Raw genomic sequence first — 14,963 nt, 5'->3', positions numbered from 1 at the left:
CCCTTGCTTTCGACGCAAAGGACATTGAGAAAAGAAAAATAGAAAGGCCGTGCGCGGGGCAGGAAGGCAGAACGTAACACTCGCAGTACAGCGTTGAAGATTTTCATCTGACGGTACCTGGTTGTTTTTTTATCTTGTTTTTGTTGAGTCCACTGCCTCCTTTATAAAGGAAGGTCGAGACGGACTTTCGGCAACCTGGAAATGACTTTATTGGAAAATAATTTCCATATCAACTCATTTTAGAATTTTATTCTATTTCCACTCTCCCCCTTCCAGCGTCGCCATCTCCACCACTTGTCGGCGCTCGGCACTGAGCCTGGCAGCATCCAGCACGCGCGTGGTTTCCCAGGCATCGCGCGGCTCCACCGGTAACACTCCCCGGCCTTGGACTGCGTTTTGCAACTGGCCATAGAACTGGTTCCAGGCGCCCTTTTCCGAGGGGATACGCTCGCGTTCCGCGCCTTGTTCAAACCAGCCCCAGCGACGATGCTCTTCGGCGCCCCAGTGTTCGCCTTCGGTCTTCGGGGTCTTGCCGGCCAGCAGCGCCTCTTCCTGGCCGTCCAGGCCTTCGACGGTATAGCAACCCGCCGTGCCATTGACCCGAAAACGCGGGCCCTGACTGTTTTGCAGGGCGCTGCCCCATAAGTGGGAAACCACCCCGTTGGCGTGGGTCAGGCAGACAAAAAAGCCATGATCGACCATCGGATGCTCGGCGCTGTACTGCAATTGCGCATACACCAGCGCCACCGGGCCGAACAGTTGCAAGGCCTGGTCCACCAGATGGCTGCCCAGATCCCGCAGGAACCCGCCGCCGCTGGCGTTGCCCACCGCCTGTGGGCTGTAGCGCTCTACTCTGGATTCAAAGCGGGTGATAGTGCCCAGGGCGCCAGCCTCGATCAGCTTGCGCAAGGTCAGGTAGTCCGAGTCCCAGCGCCGGTTCTGGTAGACGCTGAGTTTGACCCCTTCGCGTTCAGCGGCGCTGATCAGCGCCCGCGCCTGCTCGGCATTGCTGGCGAAGGGTTTGTCACTGACCACCGCCACACCCTGCTCAATGGCCTCCAGCACCAGGGCCGGGCGGCCCTTGAGCGTGGTGGAAATCACCAGCACATCCACCCCCGCCTCGACGATCTGCGCGATGCTGTCGAATGCCGGCAAACCGGGGTGATCCGTCGCCAGTTGCTGGCGCCGCTCGGGGGAGCGGGTCACCACGCCGACAAAGGTCGCCCCGGGTAGCGTGGCAATCAGCGGGGCGTGAAAAACACGGCCCCCGTGGCCATATCCAACCAGTCCGATACGCATGAACCAACTCCTTGCTTGAAGTGCAAACCCCATCAAAATGTAGGAGCTGGCTTGCCTGCAATGGCGGTGGATCAGGTTAGAAATACTTGACTGATCTCCCGCCATTGCAGGTAAGCCAGCTCCTACAACGACCGCGTTTCACCTGTGGGATGGGAGGCGCTAGCCGTAGAACGCCGGGCGATCCGGCAGGCTGACCTTGACGATCTGCCCACTGCCTTGGGCCTCGATACACGCATCCGCCGCCACCGCCGCCGCAAAGCCATCCCAGGCCGACGGCCCGCCCACCTGGCCAGCGCGCACGCCATCGATAAAGGCCTGCAACTCGACGTCATAGGCCGCAATAAAGCGGTCTTTCCAATCCATCAAAATCGCATTCGACAGCTTGGCGCCACTGCGCAATTGCACCTGGGAGGGTTCCGGCAACCTGGCAATGCCGGTCTCCCCCACCACTTCACACTGGATGTCGTAGCCATACTGGCAGTTCACAAACACTTCCACATCAATCCGCGTACCCCGAACGGTTTCCAGCAGCACAATCTGCGGATCGCGCAAATGGCTCAGGGCCTTGCTGGTTTTACGCGGGAACACCACCTGCACCGACACATAGTCGTCGGCCAGCAGCCAGCGCAGCACGTCCAATTCGTGGATCAAGGTGTCGGTGATGGCCATGCCGGTGTTGTAGTTCTCGCCCACCGTCGGGTTACGGTGGGCGCAGTGCAGCATCAACGGCTCGCCGATCTGGCCGCTGTCGATCACCGCCTTGAGCGCCTGGTAGCCCTGGTCGTATGGGCGCATGAACCCCACCTGGACCAGGCGCTTGCCGTGGGCTATTTCGGCCTCGACGATGTTGCGGCAACCCTGGGCCGTGACCGCCAGGGGTTTTTCACAGAACACCGGCTTGCCCGCGGCAATCGCCGCCAGCACAAACGCCTCATGGCTCGGGCCCCAGGAAGTAACCAGCACCGCCTCGACCTGGGGCGATTCGATCAGCGCATGACCATCGGCGTATACCTGGGCATTGAGTTGCAGATCAGCCACCACCTGGGCCGCCTGCTCAAGGTTGATATCGGTGACCGCCACCACCTGGCTGTTGAGCAAGGTCTGGCTGCAGCGGCGGATATGGTCCCTGCCAATGGCGCCCGTACCGATCACACCCAGCTTCAAAGACATGGCAACACTCCTCTTATTGTCAGTACTGCCGGGCCTTGGCCAAGCGTTCATTGAGTTGTTTGGCGCAGGCATTGGTGCGCTCGCTGGTAGACACCTGGGCGACGCCAACCCGCCACCACGACAGGTAGCCGTGAATCATGGTCTTGGGCAGCACCTTGATATCGATCAGCGTCGACACGCTTTGCGCCCGCGCATCCGCCAACGCGGCGTGCAGTTGCGCAATCGTCGTGACCTTGTAGGTCTTGCAGCCATAGGCGGCCGCGCTCATGGCGAAATCCACCGGCACCAGGCCGCCATCGAGCTGGCCGCTGTCGGGGTTGCGAAAGCGAAACTCGGTCCCGAAGCTGCCCATGCCATGGCCCATCTGCAAGTTGTTGATGCAACCGAAGGACATGTTGTCCAGCAGCACCACGTTGATCTTGCGCCGCTCCTGGATCGAAGTCGCCAGCTCTGAGTGCAGCATCATGTAGGAACCGTCGCCGACCAGGGCGTAGACCTCGCGCTCCGGCTCCGCCAGCTTCACGCCCAGGGCGGCATTGATCTCATAGCCCATGCACGAATAACCGTACTCGACGTGGTAAGTGTTGACCCCCTTGCTGCGCCAGCTGCGCTGCAAGTCTCCCGGCAGGCTGCCGGCAGCGGCGACAATCACCGCGTCGTCGGCCAGGGTCCCGTTGAGCACGCCCAGCACCTGGCTCTGGGTCAGGCAGGAGCCGGTCAGCTCGATAAATTCGCGCAGTACCGCCGGGTCCATCGCGTCGCTGATCTCTGGGGTGAAGTCGGCGTCGGTGTAGCGCGCCTGATAGACCCGGTCTACCTCGGCATCCCCCTGCGCGAGGGCCTGGCGCGGTTGCTCGCCCCATTGCGTGGCGTAATCGCCCAGTGCGTCGGCCAATGCCAGCAGCCCGGCCTTGGCATCTGCCAGTACCTGCACACCGTCGAGTTTCAGGACATCGCCGGGGCCGATATTGAGGTTGAGAAACCGCACCTCGGGGTGCTGGAACAGCGATTTCGACGACGTGGTGAAATCGCTGTAGCGCGTACCGATACCGATGATCAGGTCGGCATCCCGGGCCAGCAGGTTGGCGGCCAGGCAGCCGGTTTCACCAATGCCGCCGACATTCAATGGATGGCTGGAGACGATCGCACTCTTGCCCGCCTGGGTCTCGGCAAAGGGGATCTGAAAGCGCTCGGCAAAGGCCTGCAGCGCGGCATTCGCACCGGCGTACTTGACCCCGCCGCCACAGATAATCAGCGGTTTGCCCTTGGACTTGAGCAGCGCGACAGCGTCCTGCAGCATCGCTTCGGTAGCCGGGCGGCGCTCCAGGCGGTGTACGCGTTTTTGCAGGAAGTCATCGGGGTAGTCCCAGGCCTCGGCCTGCACATCCTGGGGCAAGGCCAGGGTCACGGCGCCGGTTTCGGCCGGGTCGGTCAACACGCGCATGGCGTGGATCGCCGCACTCATCAATTGTTCGGGGCGGTTGATGCGGTCCCAGTATTTGCTCACGGCACGGAAGGCGTCGTTGGTGCTGATGCTCAAGTCATGGAATTGCTCGATCTGCTGCAACACCGGGTCCGGCTGGCGGCAGGCATACACGTCGCCGGGCAGCAGCAACAAGGGGATCCGGTTGGCGGTGGCGGTCGCGGCGGCGGTCAGCATATTCGCCGCGCCGGGGCCGACCGACGCGGTGCAGGCATAGACCTTGCGCCGCAGATGCTGCTTGGCAAAACCAATCGCGGCATGGGCCATGCCCTGTTCGTTACGGCCCTGGTGCACCACCAGGTCACCACTGTCTTGCTCCAGGGCCTGGCCCAGGCCCAGCACATTGCCATGGCCGAAGATGGTGAACACCCCGGCGACAAACTTGCTCTGCACGCCATCGACTTCGATGTACTGGTTATCGAGAAACTTCACCAGGGCCTGGGCCATGGTCAATCGGGTTGTGGTCATGTTTCGCACCCGTGTCTGTTTGAGTTGGCGTTGTTATAGATCCAGCAACCAGCTGTGCCGGGGGTCGTTGTGGAAGTGCCAGGCGCGCTTGGGGCCGGCCATCACATTCAGGTAATACGACTCGTAGCCATACGGCACGCTGACCGGGTGATAACCCTTGGGCACCACCACCAGATCATGGTTTTCCACGGCCATGGCCTGGTCGATGCTGCGGTCATCGGTGTACACCCGCTGGAACACAAAGCCCTGGGACGGGTTGACCTGGTGGTAATAGGTTTCTTCCAGAAAGCTCTGGTGCGGCAGGTCGTCGGTGTCGTGCTTGTGCGGTGGGTAGCTGGACGAATGCCCGGACGGCGTGCGCACTTCCACCACCAGCAGCGAATGGGCCGGCTCGCTGTCGGGCAGGATGTCGCAGACGTAGCGGGTGTTGGCGCCCTTGCCGCGCACGCTGCGCCGGCAGTGTTCAGGGCGGATCAGCCGGGGCGCGAGAGCGGCGGCAGAGGAGCCCGGCGCAGCACAGACCGCGATCTGCACATCGCTCAGGGCGGTCACTTGGGCAACGGTGCCGGGCGGCAGATAGGCTGCGAACGGCGATTTGTCTTCAAATACCGATTGGCGATCCCCAAGGTTCTGCCAGCTGAAACCTTCACCGTCGATCGTCACCCGGCCACTGAGCAGCACCAGGCACAGCTCTTTGTCGTCGGCGCTGACGGGCAGTGTTTGCCCCAGGCTCAGGCGGTAGGCAGCAAACCCCACATACTCCAGGCTGCCTGCTGGCAGCGCGACCATGGCTTGCCCGCGCGGCGTGCTTTTGACCAACAGGCTCATCGTCCGGCCCTCGCATCCAACAAGGCACGCAACGTATCAAAACCTTTTTTTGCGTAGATATAGCTGGGCGCCACGGCTGGATCCTGCTCGGCCTCCACCACCAGCCAACCGCTGTAGCCAGCGCCCAACAGCACATCCAGCAACGGGGCAAAGTCGATATCGCCATCGCCCGGCACGGTGAAGGTGCCGTTGACGATGCAGTCGGGAAAGCTCCACATCTGGTTGCGCGCCAGTTGCACCACCGGTTTGCGCACATCCTTGAAATGCACATGGCAGATACGATCCAGATGCTTGCGCAGCACCTCGACCGGTTCGCCGCCGCCCATGTAACAGTGCCCCGAATCAAACAGCAGGCCGACCTCCGGGCCGGTGAGGCGCATCAACGTGTCGATGTCCTCCGGGGACTCGACGTACGCGCCCATGTGGTGGTGGTAGGCCAGGCGCACCCCCTGGGACAGGGTAAAACGCGCCAGCTCGGTGAGTTTGTCGGCATAGGCCTGCCAGGCCAGTTCGCTGTGAAAACGCGGGCGTTCGATCAGGCGGATCGGCGAACCCTGGATCGAGTCGGCCACTTCACCGTAGACCAACACCGTGGCACCGTTCTCGCGCAGCAGTTGCACATGGCTGGCGATGGCGTCGATTTCCTCGGCCACCGAGCGCCGGGCCAGGCGGCTGGAGTACCAGCCGGAGACCAGCGCCAGGTCATAGGGACGCAGCACATCGCCCACGCCCTTGGCGTCCTTGGGGAACTTGCCGTTGAGCTCGAAACCTTCGTAGCCGATGGCCTTGCCCTCGCTGAGCGCGGTGCTCAGGGGCGTTTCGCCGCCCAGGGCCGGCAGGTCGTCATTGCTCCAGGAAATGGGGTTGATGCCAATACGGATTGCGGGCATGGCTGCACCTTTTATTGTTTTAACCTGAGATCACCGGGATCTGATTTCTGTAGGCGCTGGCTTGCCTGCGAGAGCGATGGATCAGGCACTTAATAGGTATCTGACAGACCGCTATCGCCGGCAAGCCGGCGCCTACAGTTGAGCGTGTTTAAATTCTGGAGCTGCACCAGGCATGGATCAGCTGCTCGAAGGTTTGCTGCACCTGCTGGATCAGGGTTTCATCGTCAATTTCACCCGCCATCCACGCCCTGCTCGGCTCCTGGAAGATCGTGCGGCCCACCGCGAACCCACGGCAGGTCCGGCTCTGGCTGGCCTGCTGAAAGCCTTCGGCCAACGATTGCGCCGGGGCATTGAGGCCCAGCAATACCACGCCCCGGCAATAGGGGTCGCGCTCCTCGATCAGCTCATCGAGCTTGTGCCACTGCTCGGCAGTCTGCGCCTCGATCTTCCACCACGCCGGGTAGATGCCCAGGTTGTACAGGCGCTTGAGGCTGCGATAGAGCACATCCGGGTAGGTCGAGGGGTGGTCCTTGGGCGGCACCACTTCCAGCAGGAGCTCATGGCCGCTGGCTTGCGCGGCTTGATACAGGCCCTTGAGCTGGGCTTCCTGTTCCAGGCGCAGCAGCGGCTCGTCGTCGGGATGAAACTGCACCAGGCACTTGATGATCTGCTCCTGGGGCCAGGCAATCAGGTTGCTGCCAATCGAACGCCCATGCTCGAACGCCAACGGCCGCGACCCCTGGACCTCCACCGGGCGTGCGATCCACCAGCCACGGCCGGTGGCGGCGTTCAGTGCATCCTGGCCAAAACGCTGGTCAGCCAGCAGGCCCACATCGGCCTCGACGCCCTGCTCGCGCAGCTTGCCTTCGACGCGCTCGACCGCCTGGATAAACAGCTGCTTGATCGCACTGATCCGCGCCAGATCCTGGCCACCCTTTTGCGCCAGTTCCAGCAGTTGCCAGCGATGGTCGAAGGCGAACACAAACAACTGCTTCCAGGCCTTGCGCGGCACGCTGACCTGATGCAGGCGCTGCAAGACCGGGTCCTGGTCCGGGCGGGTGATGGGCACCGGGCTGTTGAACAGGTATTGGAGTTCCGCCGGGGTCGGCATCGCCGGGGCGCAGGCATGGCGCGACACCACCAGAGCGCCACAGGCATTGGCCAGTTGGCAGCAACGCGGATCATCGGCGTCGTTCAACCAGCCGCTGAGAAAGCCCGACATAAACGCATCGCCGGCCCCCAGCACGTTAAGCACTTCGACCTGCACACCGGGGTAGATCGCACCGTCTTCCAGGCGCGCCGGAATGGCCCCATGAATCACCGTGCAGCCTTGCGCGCCGAGCTTGACCACCAGGGTCGCCGCCGTCAGTTGGCGCACATTGCGCAAGGCGCCGAGCAGGTCGTGGCCGGCACCGGCAATCAGGAACTCTTCCTCGGTGCCGACAATCAGGTCGAAGCGCGGCAGGATGCCTTGCAAGTGCTGGCTGACGCTCTGGTCGGCAACAAAGCGGGTCTGCCCGTCAGCCTTGCCCGCCAGGCCCCAGAGCACCGGGCGGTAGTCGATATCCAACACGCGCTTGACCCCGTGCCGCTCGGCGTAGGCCAGGGCCTGGAGGCTGGCCTGGTACACGCCGTCGGTGGAAAAGTGGGTGCCGGTGATCAACAGCGCCTTGCTGCTGGCAATAAAGTCTTCGCCAATATCTGCGGCACACAGGGCCATGTCCGCGCAGTTTTCGCGGTAGAACACCAGGGGGAAGGTTTCGCGATCCTTGAGGCCCAGCAAGACCATGGCGGTCAGGCGCTGCGGGTCGACGGTGATGCCACTGACATCACAGCCCTCACGCACCAGCGACTCCACCAGAAAGCGCCCCATGTGATCGTCACCGACCCGGCTCAACATTGCCGACTTGAGCCCCAGCCGTGCAGTGCCAAAGGCGATGTTGGCGGACGAACCGCCCAGGTACTTGGCAAAACTTGAGACATCTTCCAGGCGCGCGCCGACTTGCTGCGCATAAAGATCGACGCCCAGGCGCCCAAGACAAATCAGATCCAATTGACGCCCACTGGCAAAACGAGTCTGGCCCATGCTGGCTCCTGTTATTTTTATCAGCCCGCGCCTGCCGTCGTGACGGCGACGCTCTTGGTGGATGCAGACTAGGACGTCCGGCGCCATCAATCAATATTTATTCTATAAATTTTTTATGTGGAATATATTTTCCATTAGGATTTTTTTGCCACCTTCCCTGTAGACTTGCGCCCATCGACCTATTGTCAGGGGGAGGTGCCCGTCACCTGCCCTATAAGAACAAGCCAGAAGGATTGCCTATGTCCCGCACCGATCAGCAGGCTCCCGCCGAGATTCTCGCCAGCCCTCCGATCAATGCCGAACGTCTGTTGCAACTGATCACCGATGAATACGAAAGCCTGCCCCGCCAACTCAAGCGCATCGCCAGCTACATGAGCCAGCAGAGCGATCGGATCATGGTCGACCGCATCAGCGATATCGCCCGGGAATGCGAAGTCCATCCTTCGGCCATCGTGCGCTTTTCCCAGCGTTTTGGTTTCAGCGGCTTCAGTGAAATGCAGGCGCTGTTTCGCGAGGCGTATACCCACAAGACCACGCCGGTGCAGAACTACCAGCAGCGCATCCGCAGCATGATCGCCAACAAGTCGCAGAAAGCCAGCGGCGGCGACCTGGCTCGTGAATGCGTGAATGCCACGTTGTCGGGCATCGAACGCCTGGGCCTGGAACTGGACGACGCAGCCTTCGAGAAAGCCGTGGACCTGGTGGTCAACGCCGACAACATCTACGTGGTCGGGGTGCGCCGGTCTTTTGCAGTGGCCGACTACCTGGTCTACAACCTGCAGCACACCAACAAGCGCATCCACCTGATCTCGGGCCTGGGCGGCAGCTACCGCGAACAGATGCGCAGCGTGCGCGCCAATGACCTGGTCATCGCCATCAGCTTCACGCCCTACGGCAAGGAAACCCAGCACTGCCTGCGCATCGCCCAGCATCACCAGGCCAAGACGCTGATCATCACCGACAGCAACCTGTCACCACTGGCCAAGCGTGCCAACACGGTATTGCTGGTCAATGAAGGTTCATCGTTTGCGTTCCGCTCCCTCAGTGCAACGCTGTGCCTGTGCCAGGCGCTGTTTATCGCCGTGGCATACCGGCTGGAGCTGAAGGTCGATGAGATTCACGAACAGGTGGGGTTTGACGACTGAAAAAGGCCGCCCCTGCAATGCAGGAGCAGCCTTGGTCAAGCACCTCGATGGATCAGTGCATGAAGATCGCGATCAGGATAATGACCGGGATTGGCACACCGAGGAACCACAGCAGTAATGAGCGCATGACGTTCTCCTTGAATTAACGAACGGTTTCCAGATACACCACGGCGTCCCGGCGACGACCGCCGAAGGTTGCGGCGAAACTGGCAAAGAAGGCCCCCAGCAACAGGGCGACGAAGGTCCACAGCGAGGTCACGGCGGCGATTTTGCTGGCGGTGTCGGCGGCCTGCCTGGCCTTCAACTTGGCCTCTTCCAGGGCTTTGCGGGCGTCACCGTAGACCTGGTCGACACGCCGTTCGGCATCGGCCTGGCTGAGGTTGCTGCGCTGGCTGATCAACTGCGCCAGGTAGACACGGTCCTGCGGGGCCAACTGGCCGTCGTTGCCCAGGGTACGGGCGAAGATCCGCGCCACTACACCATGCACCGCGTCATCACTGGCCGCTGCCGGGCGATCATCGCGCAACAGGCTGTCGACGTAATAGCCGAAGTCATCGCCATTGGCCGCGTTGCCAGCCGCCTGGGTCAAGCCGCTGGCGGCACCCGAGGCCACGCTCGCACCCGCCTGTACGCCGCCACCGACAATGCTGCTGACCGAACCGACCACCAGGGTCGCAGTCACCAGCGTGGCCACGGCCCAGGCGAGAAAGCCGTGGGCGGTGTCGCGAAAGTACACCTCATCGCCATGCATATTGGCCCACTTGACCCGCAGCCGGCCGGCGATGTAACCGCCCAGCCCCGCTGCGACAATCTGGGTGAAGGCCAGCCAGACAATCGTGGAAATGCCCAGGCCCTTGGCGCTGATGCCACTGCCGGCCCACGGCGACACCGCCGAAAAGCCCAGGCCGAAGCCCAGCAGGACCAGGACCAGGGACAACGCAGCGGCGGCGGCGGCCCCGGCAAAGATCGCCCCCCAGGAAACCCCGGAGAGCGTGCTCGACTCTTGCAAAGTGGATGAGGATGTCATCATTGTTGTTGTGCTCCAGGCATTGAAAAATGGTGTTACATCTGTCGAAAGGGACAGTGCAGGCGGCGTGCCAGTCGCCAGATAAATAAAAACCTATACGTTTCAAAAAGATAAGTAAGTTGAACTTCCTAAGACCATGCAACTTGCAAGAACGCCGCGTAACTGGCGGGCGTTATGCATTCCCAAACCATCCACCAACCCCTGTGGGAGCGGGCTTGCTCGCGAAAGCGGTGTATCAGCACCGGGTGCACGTACTGATACACCGCTTTCGCGAGCAAGCCCGCTCCCACATGTTGACCGAGGTAGCCTTAAGAACTGCCTACATGAATTTTCTTTTAGAAACTTCGCGATCATTTCTTGGCAAAATGCCCCACTCCAGTGTGACCAGGTACCCCTTATGACGCGCATTTTGACCATCGAAGACGACGCCGTGACGGCCCGCGAGATCGTCGCCGAGCTGAGCAGTCATGGTTTGGAGGTGGATTGGGTCGACAACGGCCGCGAAGGCCTGGCACGGGCAGTCAGTGGCGATTACGACCTGATCACCCTCGACCGCATGCTGCCGGAGCTCGATGGCCTGGCCATCGTCACCACCTTGCGCACCCTCGGGGTGTCGACACCGATCCTGATGATCAGCGCCCTCTCCGACGTGGATGAACGGGTGCGGGGCCTGCGCGCCGGTGGCGATGATTACCTGACCAAGCCCTTCGCCTCTGACGAGATGGCGGCCCGGGTCGAGGTGCTGCTGCGCCGCAACAACGCGGTCAAGGCCGCACAAACCGCACTGCGCGTGGCCGACCTGGAACTGAACCTGATCAGCCGCGAAGCCAGTCGTGCCGACCAGCCTTTGAGCCTGCTGCCCACCGAGTACAAGCTGCTGGAATTCCTGATGCGCAACACGGGGCAGATCCTCTCGCGGATGATGATTTTCGAGGAAGTCTGGGGCTATCACTTCGACCCGGGCACCAACCTGATCGACGTGCACATCGGCCGCCTGCGCAAGAAAATCGACCCACCGGGCCTGACGCCCCTGATCCGCACGGTACGAGGTTCGGGCTATGTCATTGCTGAACCCGTCTAACGGCTGGCGCTCCTCCAGCAGCCGCCTGCTGGCACTGTACAGCTCGCTGTTCGTGGCCTGGAGCTGCATCCTCATGGGGGTGCTGTACTACGAAGTCTCGGGCTACCTGGGTGAGTTGTCGCGCCACTCGCTGATGCAGCGCCAGCACCTGTTCCAGCGGTTCGAGGGTGAGCAGTTGGATGAAGCCCTGGCCACCAGCATGACCTTCGATATGAAGGGCATTGACGCCTATGGCCTGTTCGATGAACAACAACAGCCCCTGAGCGGCCCGATCCAGCAGATCCCCGCCGATTTGCCCCTGGACGGGCACATCCATGCCTTGGCCAACTGCACCGAATCCGATGACCCGAAACTGCCCAGGGGCAGCTGCGACGCTGTAGCGACCCGCACCCAGGATGACCGCTGGCTGGTGCTGGTGCGTGACAACGGTTCGTTGCTGGGCGTGACCCGGATTATCCTGCAAGCCCTGCTCTGGGCGGTCTCCCTGACCATCATCCCCGGCGTCGCCGGCTGGCATCTGCTACGCCGGCGCCCGTTGCGGCGGATTCGCGGGATCCAGGCCAGCGCCGAAGCCATCGTCGCCGGCGACCTGACCCACCGCCTGCCGCTGTCCAACCGCCGCGACGAACTGGACATGCTGGCGGCCATCGTCAACGCCATGCTTGAACGCATCGAAAAGCTGATGAACGAGGTCAAGGGCGTGTGCGACAACATTGCCCACGACCTGCGCACCCCATTGACCCGCCTGCGTGCGCAGTTGTACCGGATCAGGCAGCAGGCCAATGAAGATTCGCCCCATGCCTTGCAGCTCGATGAAGTGATCAACGAAACCGACACGCTGATGGCGCGCTTTCGTGGCTTGCTGCGTATTTCCGAACTGGAGGACCGGCAACGACGCTCCGGCTTCCTGGTGTTCGACCCCCTGCCCTTGCTGCAGGAACTGCATGACTTCTACCTGCCGCTGGCCGAAGAAGGCCAGTTGGCGCTGCTGCTGCAAGCCCCCACGGCATTACCACCCATTACCGGCGACCGTGCGCTGTTGTTCGAGGCCCTGGCCAACCTGCTGAGCAATTCGATCAAGTTCACCCCGGCGGGCGGCGAAGTGATTCTGCGAGGGATCGACGATGCGGGCAGTACGCGCATCGACGTATTGGATTCCGGTCCGGGGATTCCCGAAGCGGAACGGGCGGCGGTGTTCCAGCGCTTTTATCGGGTCGATGACGGCAATCAGCAGGGCAGCTTTGGCCTGGGCCTGTCGATTGTGGCAGCGATCATCAACCTGCATGGCTTCCGGCTGGAAGTCGGCAGCAGCGAGCGTGGTGGCGCGCGACTAAGCCTGGAATGCCGCCCACAAACCCCACTGTAGGCGCCGGCTTGCCGGCGCCTACAACCTCAGGCCGGGAAGTTTTTGCGCAGGGCCTCGACGCCGCCGGTGTAGACGCCGCTGAACAGCGCTTCGACTTCGGCCTCGGTCACGCCGGCAACCGGGGTGAACACACCCGACCACGTGACTTTGGCCGAGTGCTCGCCCAGTGCTTCAACCTGCAATGTCGCCAGATAGGCACTGACCGGGAACGGCGACTCGCTGAGGGTGTAGCTGTAGGTGCGCGCAACGTTGTCGAAGGTCTGCAAATGCTCGACCACCACCGCGCCCTCCACGGTTTGCAGGTGACGCACGCGCCCGCCTTCGCCCGGCTCGCTCTTGGCAATCAACGGCAACCAATCAGGCAACGAATTGAAACCGCCGACCAATTGCCAGACTTCGTCGGCCGAAACCGGAATTTCAATGCAAGCAGCTGCTTTGGCCACGATAAAACTCCACAACATCAGGAAAAGGGAGGCCAGCTTACGCTGCCTGTCGGCGCGAGCGCTATCGGCCGTTAATCTGCCTGGCGCGTACTGCTGCGGTACATGAATACCCGGGCCAACGCCAGGCACAGCATCGCCAGCATCCGGCTGGCGGACAGTTCGATGGCCGTGTTGCCCAGCCAGCCGAAGTGGTCGATCAGTTGCCACCCCCCTGGAGCCCCAGCAGATTGCCGCCCTGTGGCCGGGCAGCCAGCGGTTGTCGGTGAAGGTGCGCACGGTCATCGACTTCTTTGTCGAGCGCTTTGGCAACGTGCCCTACTGGGACCGCTGAATCAGAACAGCCACTGGCCGATCAACCAGGCATTGGCGCCGCTGATCACGGTGAACAGGCTCCACGCCAGGATCCTGGTGGGCAGGCGATTGACGAACGGCCCCATCAATTGCCGATCGCCGGTCATGCGGATCAACGGGTACAGGGCAAAGGGCAACTGCAGGCTGAGGATCACCTGGCTGAGGATCAGCAATTTGCCGATGGCATCGTCCCCCATCAACCACACCCCGAGGAATGCCGGGATCAGCGCCAGGCCACGGGTGATCAGGCGGCGCTGCCAGCAGGGAATGCGCAGGTCGAGGTAGCCCTCCATGATCACCTGGCCGGCGATGGTGCCGGTAAAGGTCGAGCTTTGCCCGGACGCCAGCAAGGCAATGCCGAACAGAATACTGGCGAAGGCACCGCCCACCAGGGGGTCCAGCATGTGGTAGGCGTCCTGGATTTCCACCACCTCGGTATGACCGCTCTGGTGGAAGGCTGCCGCCGCCAGTACCAGGATCGCGGCGTTGACCAGCAAGGCCAGGGCCAGGGAACCGATGGTGTCGATACGCGCCAGCTTGACCGCGTCCTGGCGGCTGGCCAAATCCTTGCCGAACAGGCGGGTTTGCACGATGGACGTGTGCAGGTACAGGTTATGGGGCATCACAGTAGCCCCGAGAATACCGATGGCCAGGTACAGCGGCGCGGCGTCGCTGATCGCCGAGAGGGACGGCGTGAAGCCGCGCAGTACGTCCGGCCAATAGGGTTTGATCAACACCAGTTCGACAAAGAAACACACGCCGATGGTCGCCACCAGCGCCAGCATGATCGCTTCCAGGCGCCGGAAGCCACGGTTTTGCAGAGCCAGGATCAGCAGCGTGTCGAACGCGGTGATGACAATGCCGGTGGTCATCGATACCCCCAGCAGCAGGTGGAACGCCAGGGCACAGCCCAGCACTTCGGCCAGGTCGGTGGCAATGATCGAGATTTCCGCCAGCACCCATTGCGTGCGCGCTGAACGCCGGCTGTAGCGTTCGCGGCACAGCTGCGCCAGGTCCTTGCCGGTGGCGATGCCCAGCCGCGAACACAGACACTGCACCGCTATCCCCGCGAGGCTGGCGAGCAACACCACAAACAACAGGTTGTAGCCATAGCGCGACCCGGCCTCGATGGCCGTGGCCCAGTTGCCGGGGTCCATGTAGCCGATGGAAACCAGCAGGCCGGGGCCGGCAAACTGCAGCACCCGTTTGAAGAACGACGCGCGGGGATCGACAGGGATGGTGCCCGCCACTTCCGGTGGGCAGAAAGGGGCGGTGGCAATTTTCGGCAGGCTGAATTTCACGCGGGGTACCCGGCAGACACGCAAG

General features: G+C 62.3%; 12 protein-coding genes and 2 pseudogenes. 4 read left to right on the top strand and 10 right to left on the bottom strand.

Annotated features, from left to right (window positions below; genetic code table 11):
* Positions 1–252: 252 nt before the first annotated feature.
* The 6 genes from HZ99_RS00420 to HZ99_RS00395 all read right to left on the bottom strand — a co-directional run bounded on the left by HZ99_RS00420 (position 253) and on the right by HZ99_RS00395 (position 8,224).
* On the bottom strand, positions 253–1,299 hold the full coding sequence (locus tag HZ99_RS00420; protein WP_038440467.1) for a Gfo/Idh/MocA family oxidoreductase: 1,047 nt from the start codon (positions 1,297–1,299) through the stop codon (positions 253–255).
* A 159-nt stretch (positions 1,300–1,458) separates the two neighbouring features.
* Positions 1,459–2,469: a Gfo/Idh/MocA family protein gene (locus HZ99_RS00415; protein ID WP_038440465.1), complete on the bottom strand. Its 1,011-nt coding sequence runs from the start codon at positions 2,467–2,469 to the stop codon at positions 1,459–1,461.
* A gap of 19 nt (positions 2,470–2,488) precedes the next feature.
* Entirely contained in the window at positions 2,489–4,420 is a 1,932-nt protein-coding gene (iolD, locus tag HZ99_RS00410; protein ID WP_038440463.1) for a 3D-(3,5/4)-trihydroxycyclohexane-1,2-dione acylhydrolase (decyclizing), read from the bottom strand.
* A 33-nt stretch (positions 4,421–4,453) separates the two neighbouring features.
* Positions 4,454–5,248 carry a 5-deoxy-glucuronate isomerase gene (iolB, locus tag HZ99_RS00405; protein ID WP_038440462.1) on the bottom strand — a complete coding sequence of 265 codons (795 nt, stop codon included), beginning with the start codon at positions 5,246–5,248 and terminating at the stop codon, positions 4,454–4,456.
* Positions 5,245–6,138, bottom strand: coding sequence for a myo-inosose-2 dehydratase (gene iolE, locus HZ99_RS00400; protein WP_038440461.1), 894 nt, complete (start codon positions 6,136–6,138; stop codon positions 5,245–5,247). Before iolE ends, iolB begins: the two co-directional genes overlap by 4 nt.
* 148 nt (positions 6,139–6,286) lie before the next feature.
* A complete protein-coding gene (locus tag HZ99_RS00395; RefSeq protein WP_038440460.1) occupies positions 6,287–8,224 on the bottom strand; it encodes a bifunctional 5-dehydro-2-deoxygluconokinase/5-dehydro-2-deoxyphosphogluconate aldolase in 1,938 nt (645 codons plus the stop codon).
* A 239-nt stretch (positions 8,225–8,463) separates the two neighbouring features.
* On the opposite strand from HZ99_RS00395, the gene HZ99_RS00390 reads away from it, so the two are divergent.
* Positions 8,464–9,369, top strand: a complete 906-nt coding sequence (locus tag HZ99_RS00390) for a MurR/RpiR family transcriptional regulator (RefSeq protein ID WP_038440458.1) — start codon at positions 8,464–8,466, stop codon at positions 9,367–9,369.
* 142 nt (positions 9,370–9,511) lie between these two features.
* On the opposite strand, the gene HZ99_RS00385 is transcribed toward HZ99_RS00390, so the two are convergent.
* A complete protein-coding gene (locus tag HZ99_RS00385) occupies positions 9,512–10,399 on the bottom strand; it encodes a hypothetical protein (RefSeq protein ID WP_038440455.1) in 888 nt (295 codons plus the stop codon).
* Between the two features lie 394 nt (positions 10,400–10,793).
* On the opposite strand from HZ99_RS00385, the gene HZ99_RS00380 reads away from it, so the two are divergent.
* On the top strand, positions 10,794–11,477 hold the full coding sequence (locus tag HZ99_RS00380; RefSeq protein ID WP_038440453.1) for a response regulator transcription factor: 684 nt from the start codon (positions 10,794–10,796) through the stop codon (positions 11,475–11,477).
* On the top strand, positions 11,455–12,843 hold the full coding sequence (locus HZ99_RS00375) for a sensor histidine kinase (RefSeq protein WP_038440451.1): 1,389 nt from the start codon (positions 11,455–11,457) through the stop codon (positions 12,841–12,843). The genes HZ99_RS00380 and HZ99_RS00375 overlap by 23 nt, the downstream gene beginning before the upstream one ends.
* Positions 12,844–12,869: 26 nt before the next feature.
* On the opposite strand, the gene HZ99_RS00370 is transcribed toward HZ99_RS00375, so the two are convergent.
* Positions 12,870–13,304 carry an SRPBCC family protein gene (locus tag HZ99_RS00370; RefSeq protein ID WP_404942422.1) on the bottom strand — a complete coding sequence of 145 codons (435 nt, stop codon included), beginning with the start codon at positions 13,302–13,304 and terminating at the stop codon, positions 12,870–12,872.
* A 53-nt stretch (positions 13,305–13,357) separates the two neighbouring features.
* Positions 13,358–13,492: pseudogene (locus HZ99_RS29075) on the bottom strand (EamA-like transporter family protein); the annotation flags it as partial.
* Between HZ99_RS29075 and HZ99_RS28220 the strand changes: the two are divergent.
* Positions 13,486–13,617: pseudogene (locus HZ99_RS28220) on the top strand (LysR family transcriptional regulator); the annotation flags it as partial. The pseudogenes HZ99_RS29075 and HZ99_RS28220 sit on opposite strands and share 7 nt — an antisense overlap.
* Before the next feature lies 1 nt (position 13,618).
* Here the strand turns inward: HZ99_RS28220 and HZ99_RS00365 are convergent.
* Entirely contained in the window at positions 13,619–14,938 is a 1,320-nt protein-coding gene (locus HZ99_RS00365; RefSeq protein ID WP_038440448.1) for an Nramp family divalent metal transporter, read from the bottom strand.
* Between the last annotated feature and the right edge of the window lie 25 nt (positions 14,939–14,963).

The organism is Pseudomonas fluorescens (genome assembly GCF_000730425.1).
In the GTDB taxonomy this organism is placed as follows: Bacteria; Pseudomonadota; Gammaproteobacteria; order Pseudomonadales; family Pseudomonadaceae; genus Aquipseudomonas; species Aquipseudomonas fluorescens_X.
This window is presented reverse-complemented; position numbering and strand designations above follow the sequence as displayed.

Bases quoted from the DNA above. Each gene is read 5' to 3' on its own strand.
- HZ99_RS00385 (WP_038440455.1), bottom strand. From the start codon at position 10,399: ATGATGACATCCTCATCCACTTTGCAAGAGTCGAGCACGCTCTCCGGG.
- HZ99_RS00415 (WP_038440465.1), bottom strand. From the start codon at position 2,469: ATGTCTTTGAAGCTGGGTGTGATCGGTACGGGCGCCATTGGCAGGGAC.
- HZ99_RS00420 (WP_038440467.1), bottom strand. From the start codon at position 1,299: ATGCGTATCGGACTGGTTGGATATGGCCACGGGGGCCGTGTTTTTCAC.
- iolD (WP_038440463.1), bottom strand. From the start codon at position 4,420: ATGACCACAACCCGATTGACCATGGCCCAGGCCCTGGTGAAGTTTCTC.
- HZ99_RS00390 (WP_038440458.1), top strand. From the start codon at position 8,464: ATGTCCCGCACCGATCAGCAGGCTCCCGCCGAGATTCTCGCCAGCCCT.
- iolB (WP_038440462.1), bottom strand. From the start codon at position 5,248: ATGAGCCTGTTGGTCAAAAGCACGCCGCGCGGGCAAGCCATGGTCGCG.
- iolE (WP_038440461.1), bottom strand. From the start codon at position 6,138: ATGCCCGCAATCCGTATTGGCATCAACCCCATTTCCTGGAGCAATGAC.
- HZ99_RS00370 (WP_404942422.1), bottom strand. From the start codon at position 13,304: ATGTTGTGGAGTTTTATCGTGGCCAAAGCAGCTGCTTGCATTGAAATT.
- HZ99_RS00380 (WP_038440453.1), top strand. From the start codon at position 10,794: ATGACGCGCATTTTGACCATCGAAGACGACGCCGTGACGGCCCGCGAG.
- HZ99_RS00375 (WP_038440451.1), top strand. From the start codon at position 11,455: ATGTCATTGCTGAACCCGTCTAACGGCTGGCGCTCCTCCAGCAGCCGC.
- HZ99_RS00395 (WP_038440460.1), bottom strand. From the start codon at position 8,224: ATGGGCCAGACTCGTTTTGCCAGTGGGCGTCAATTGGATCTGATTTGT.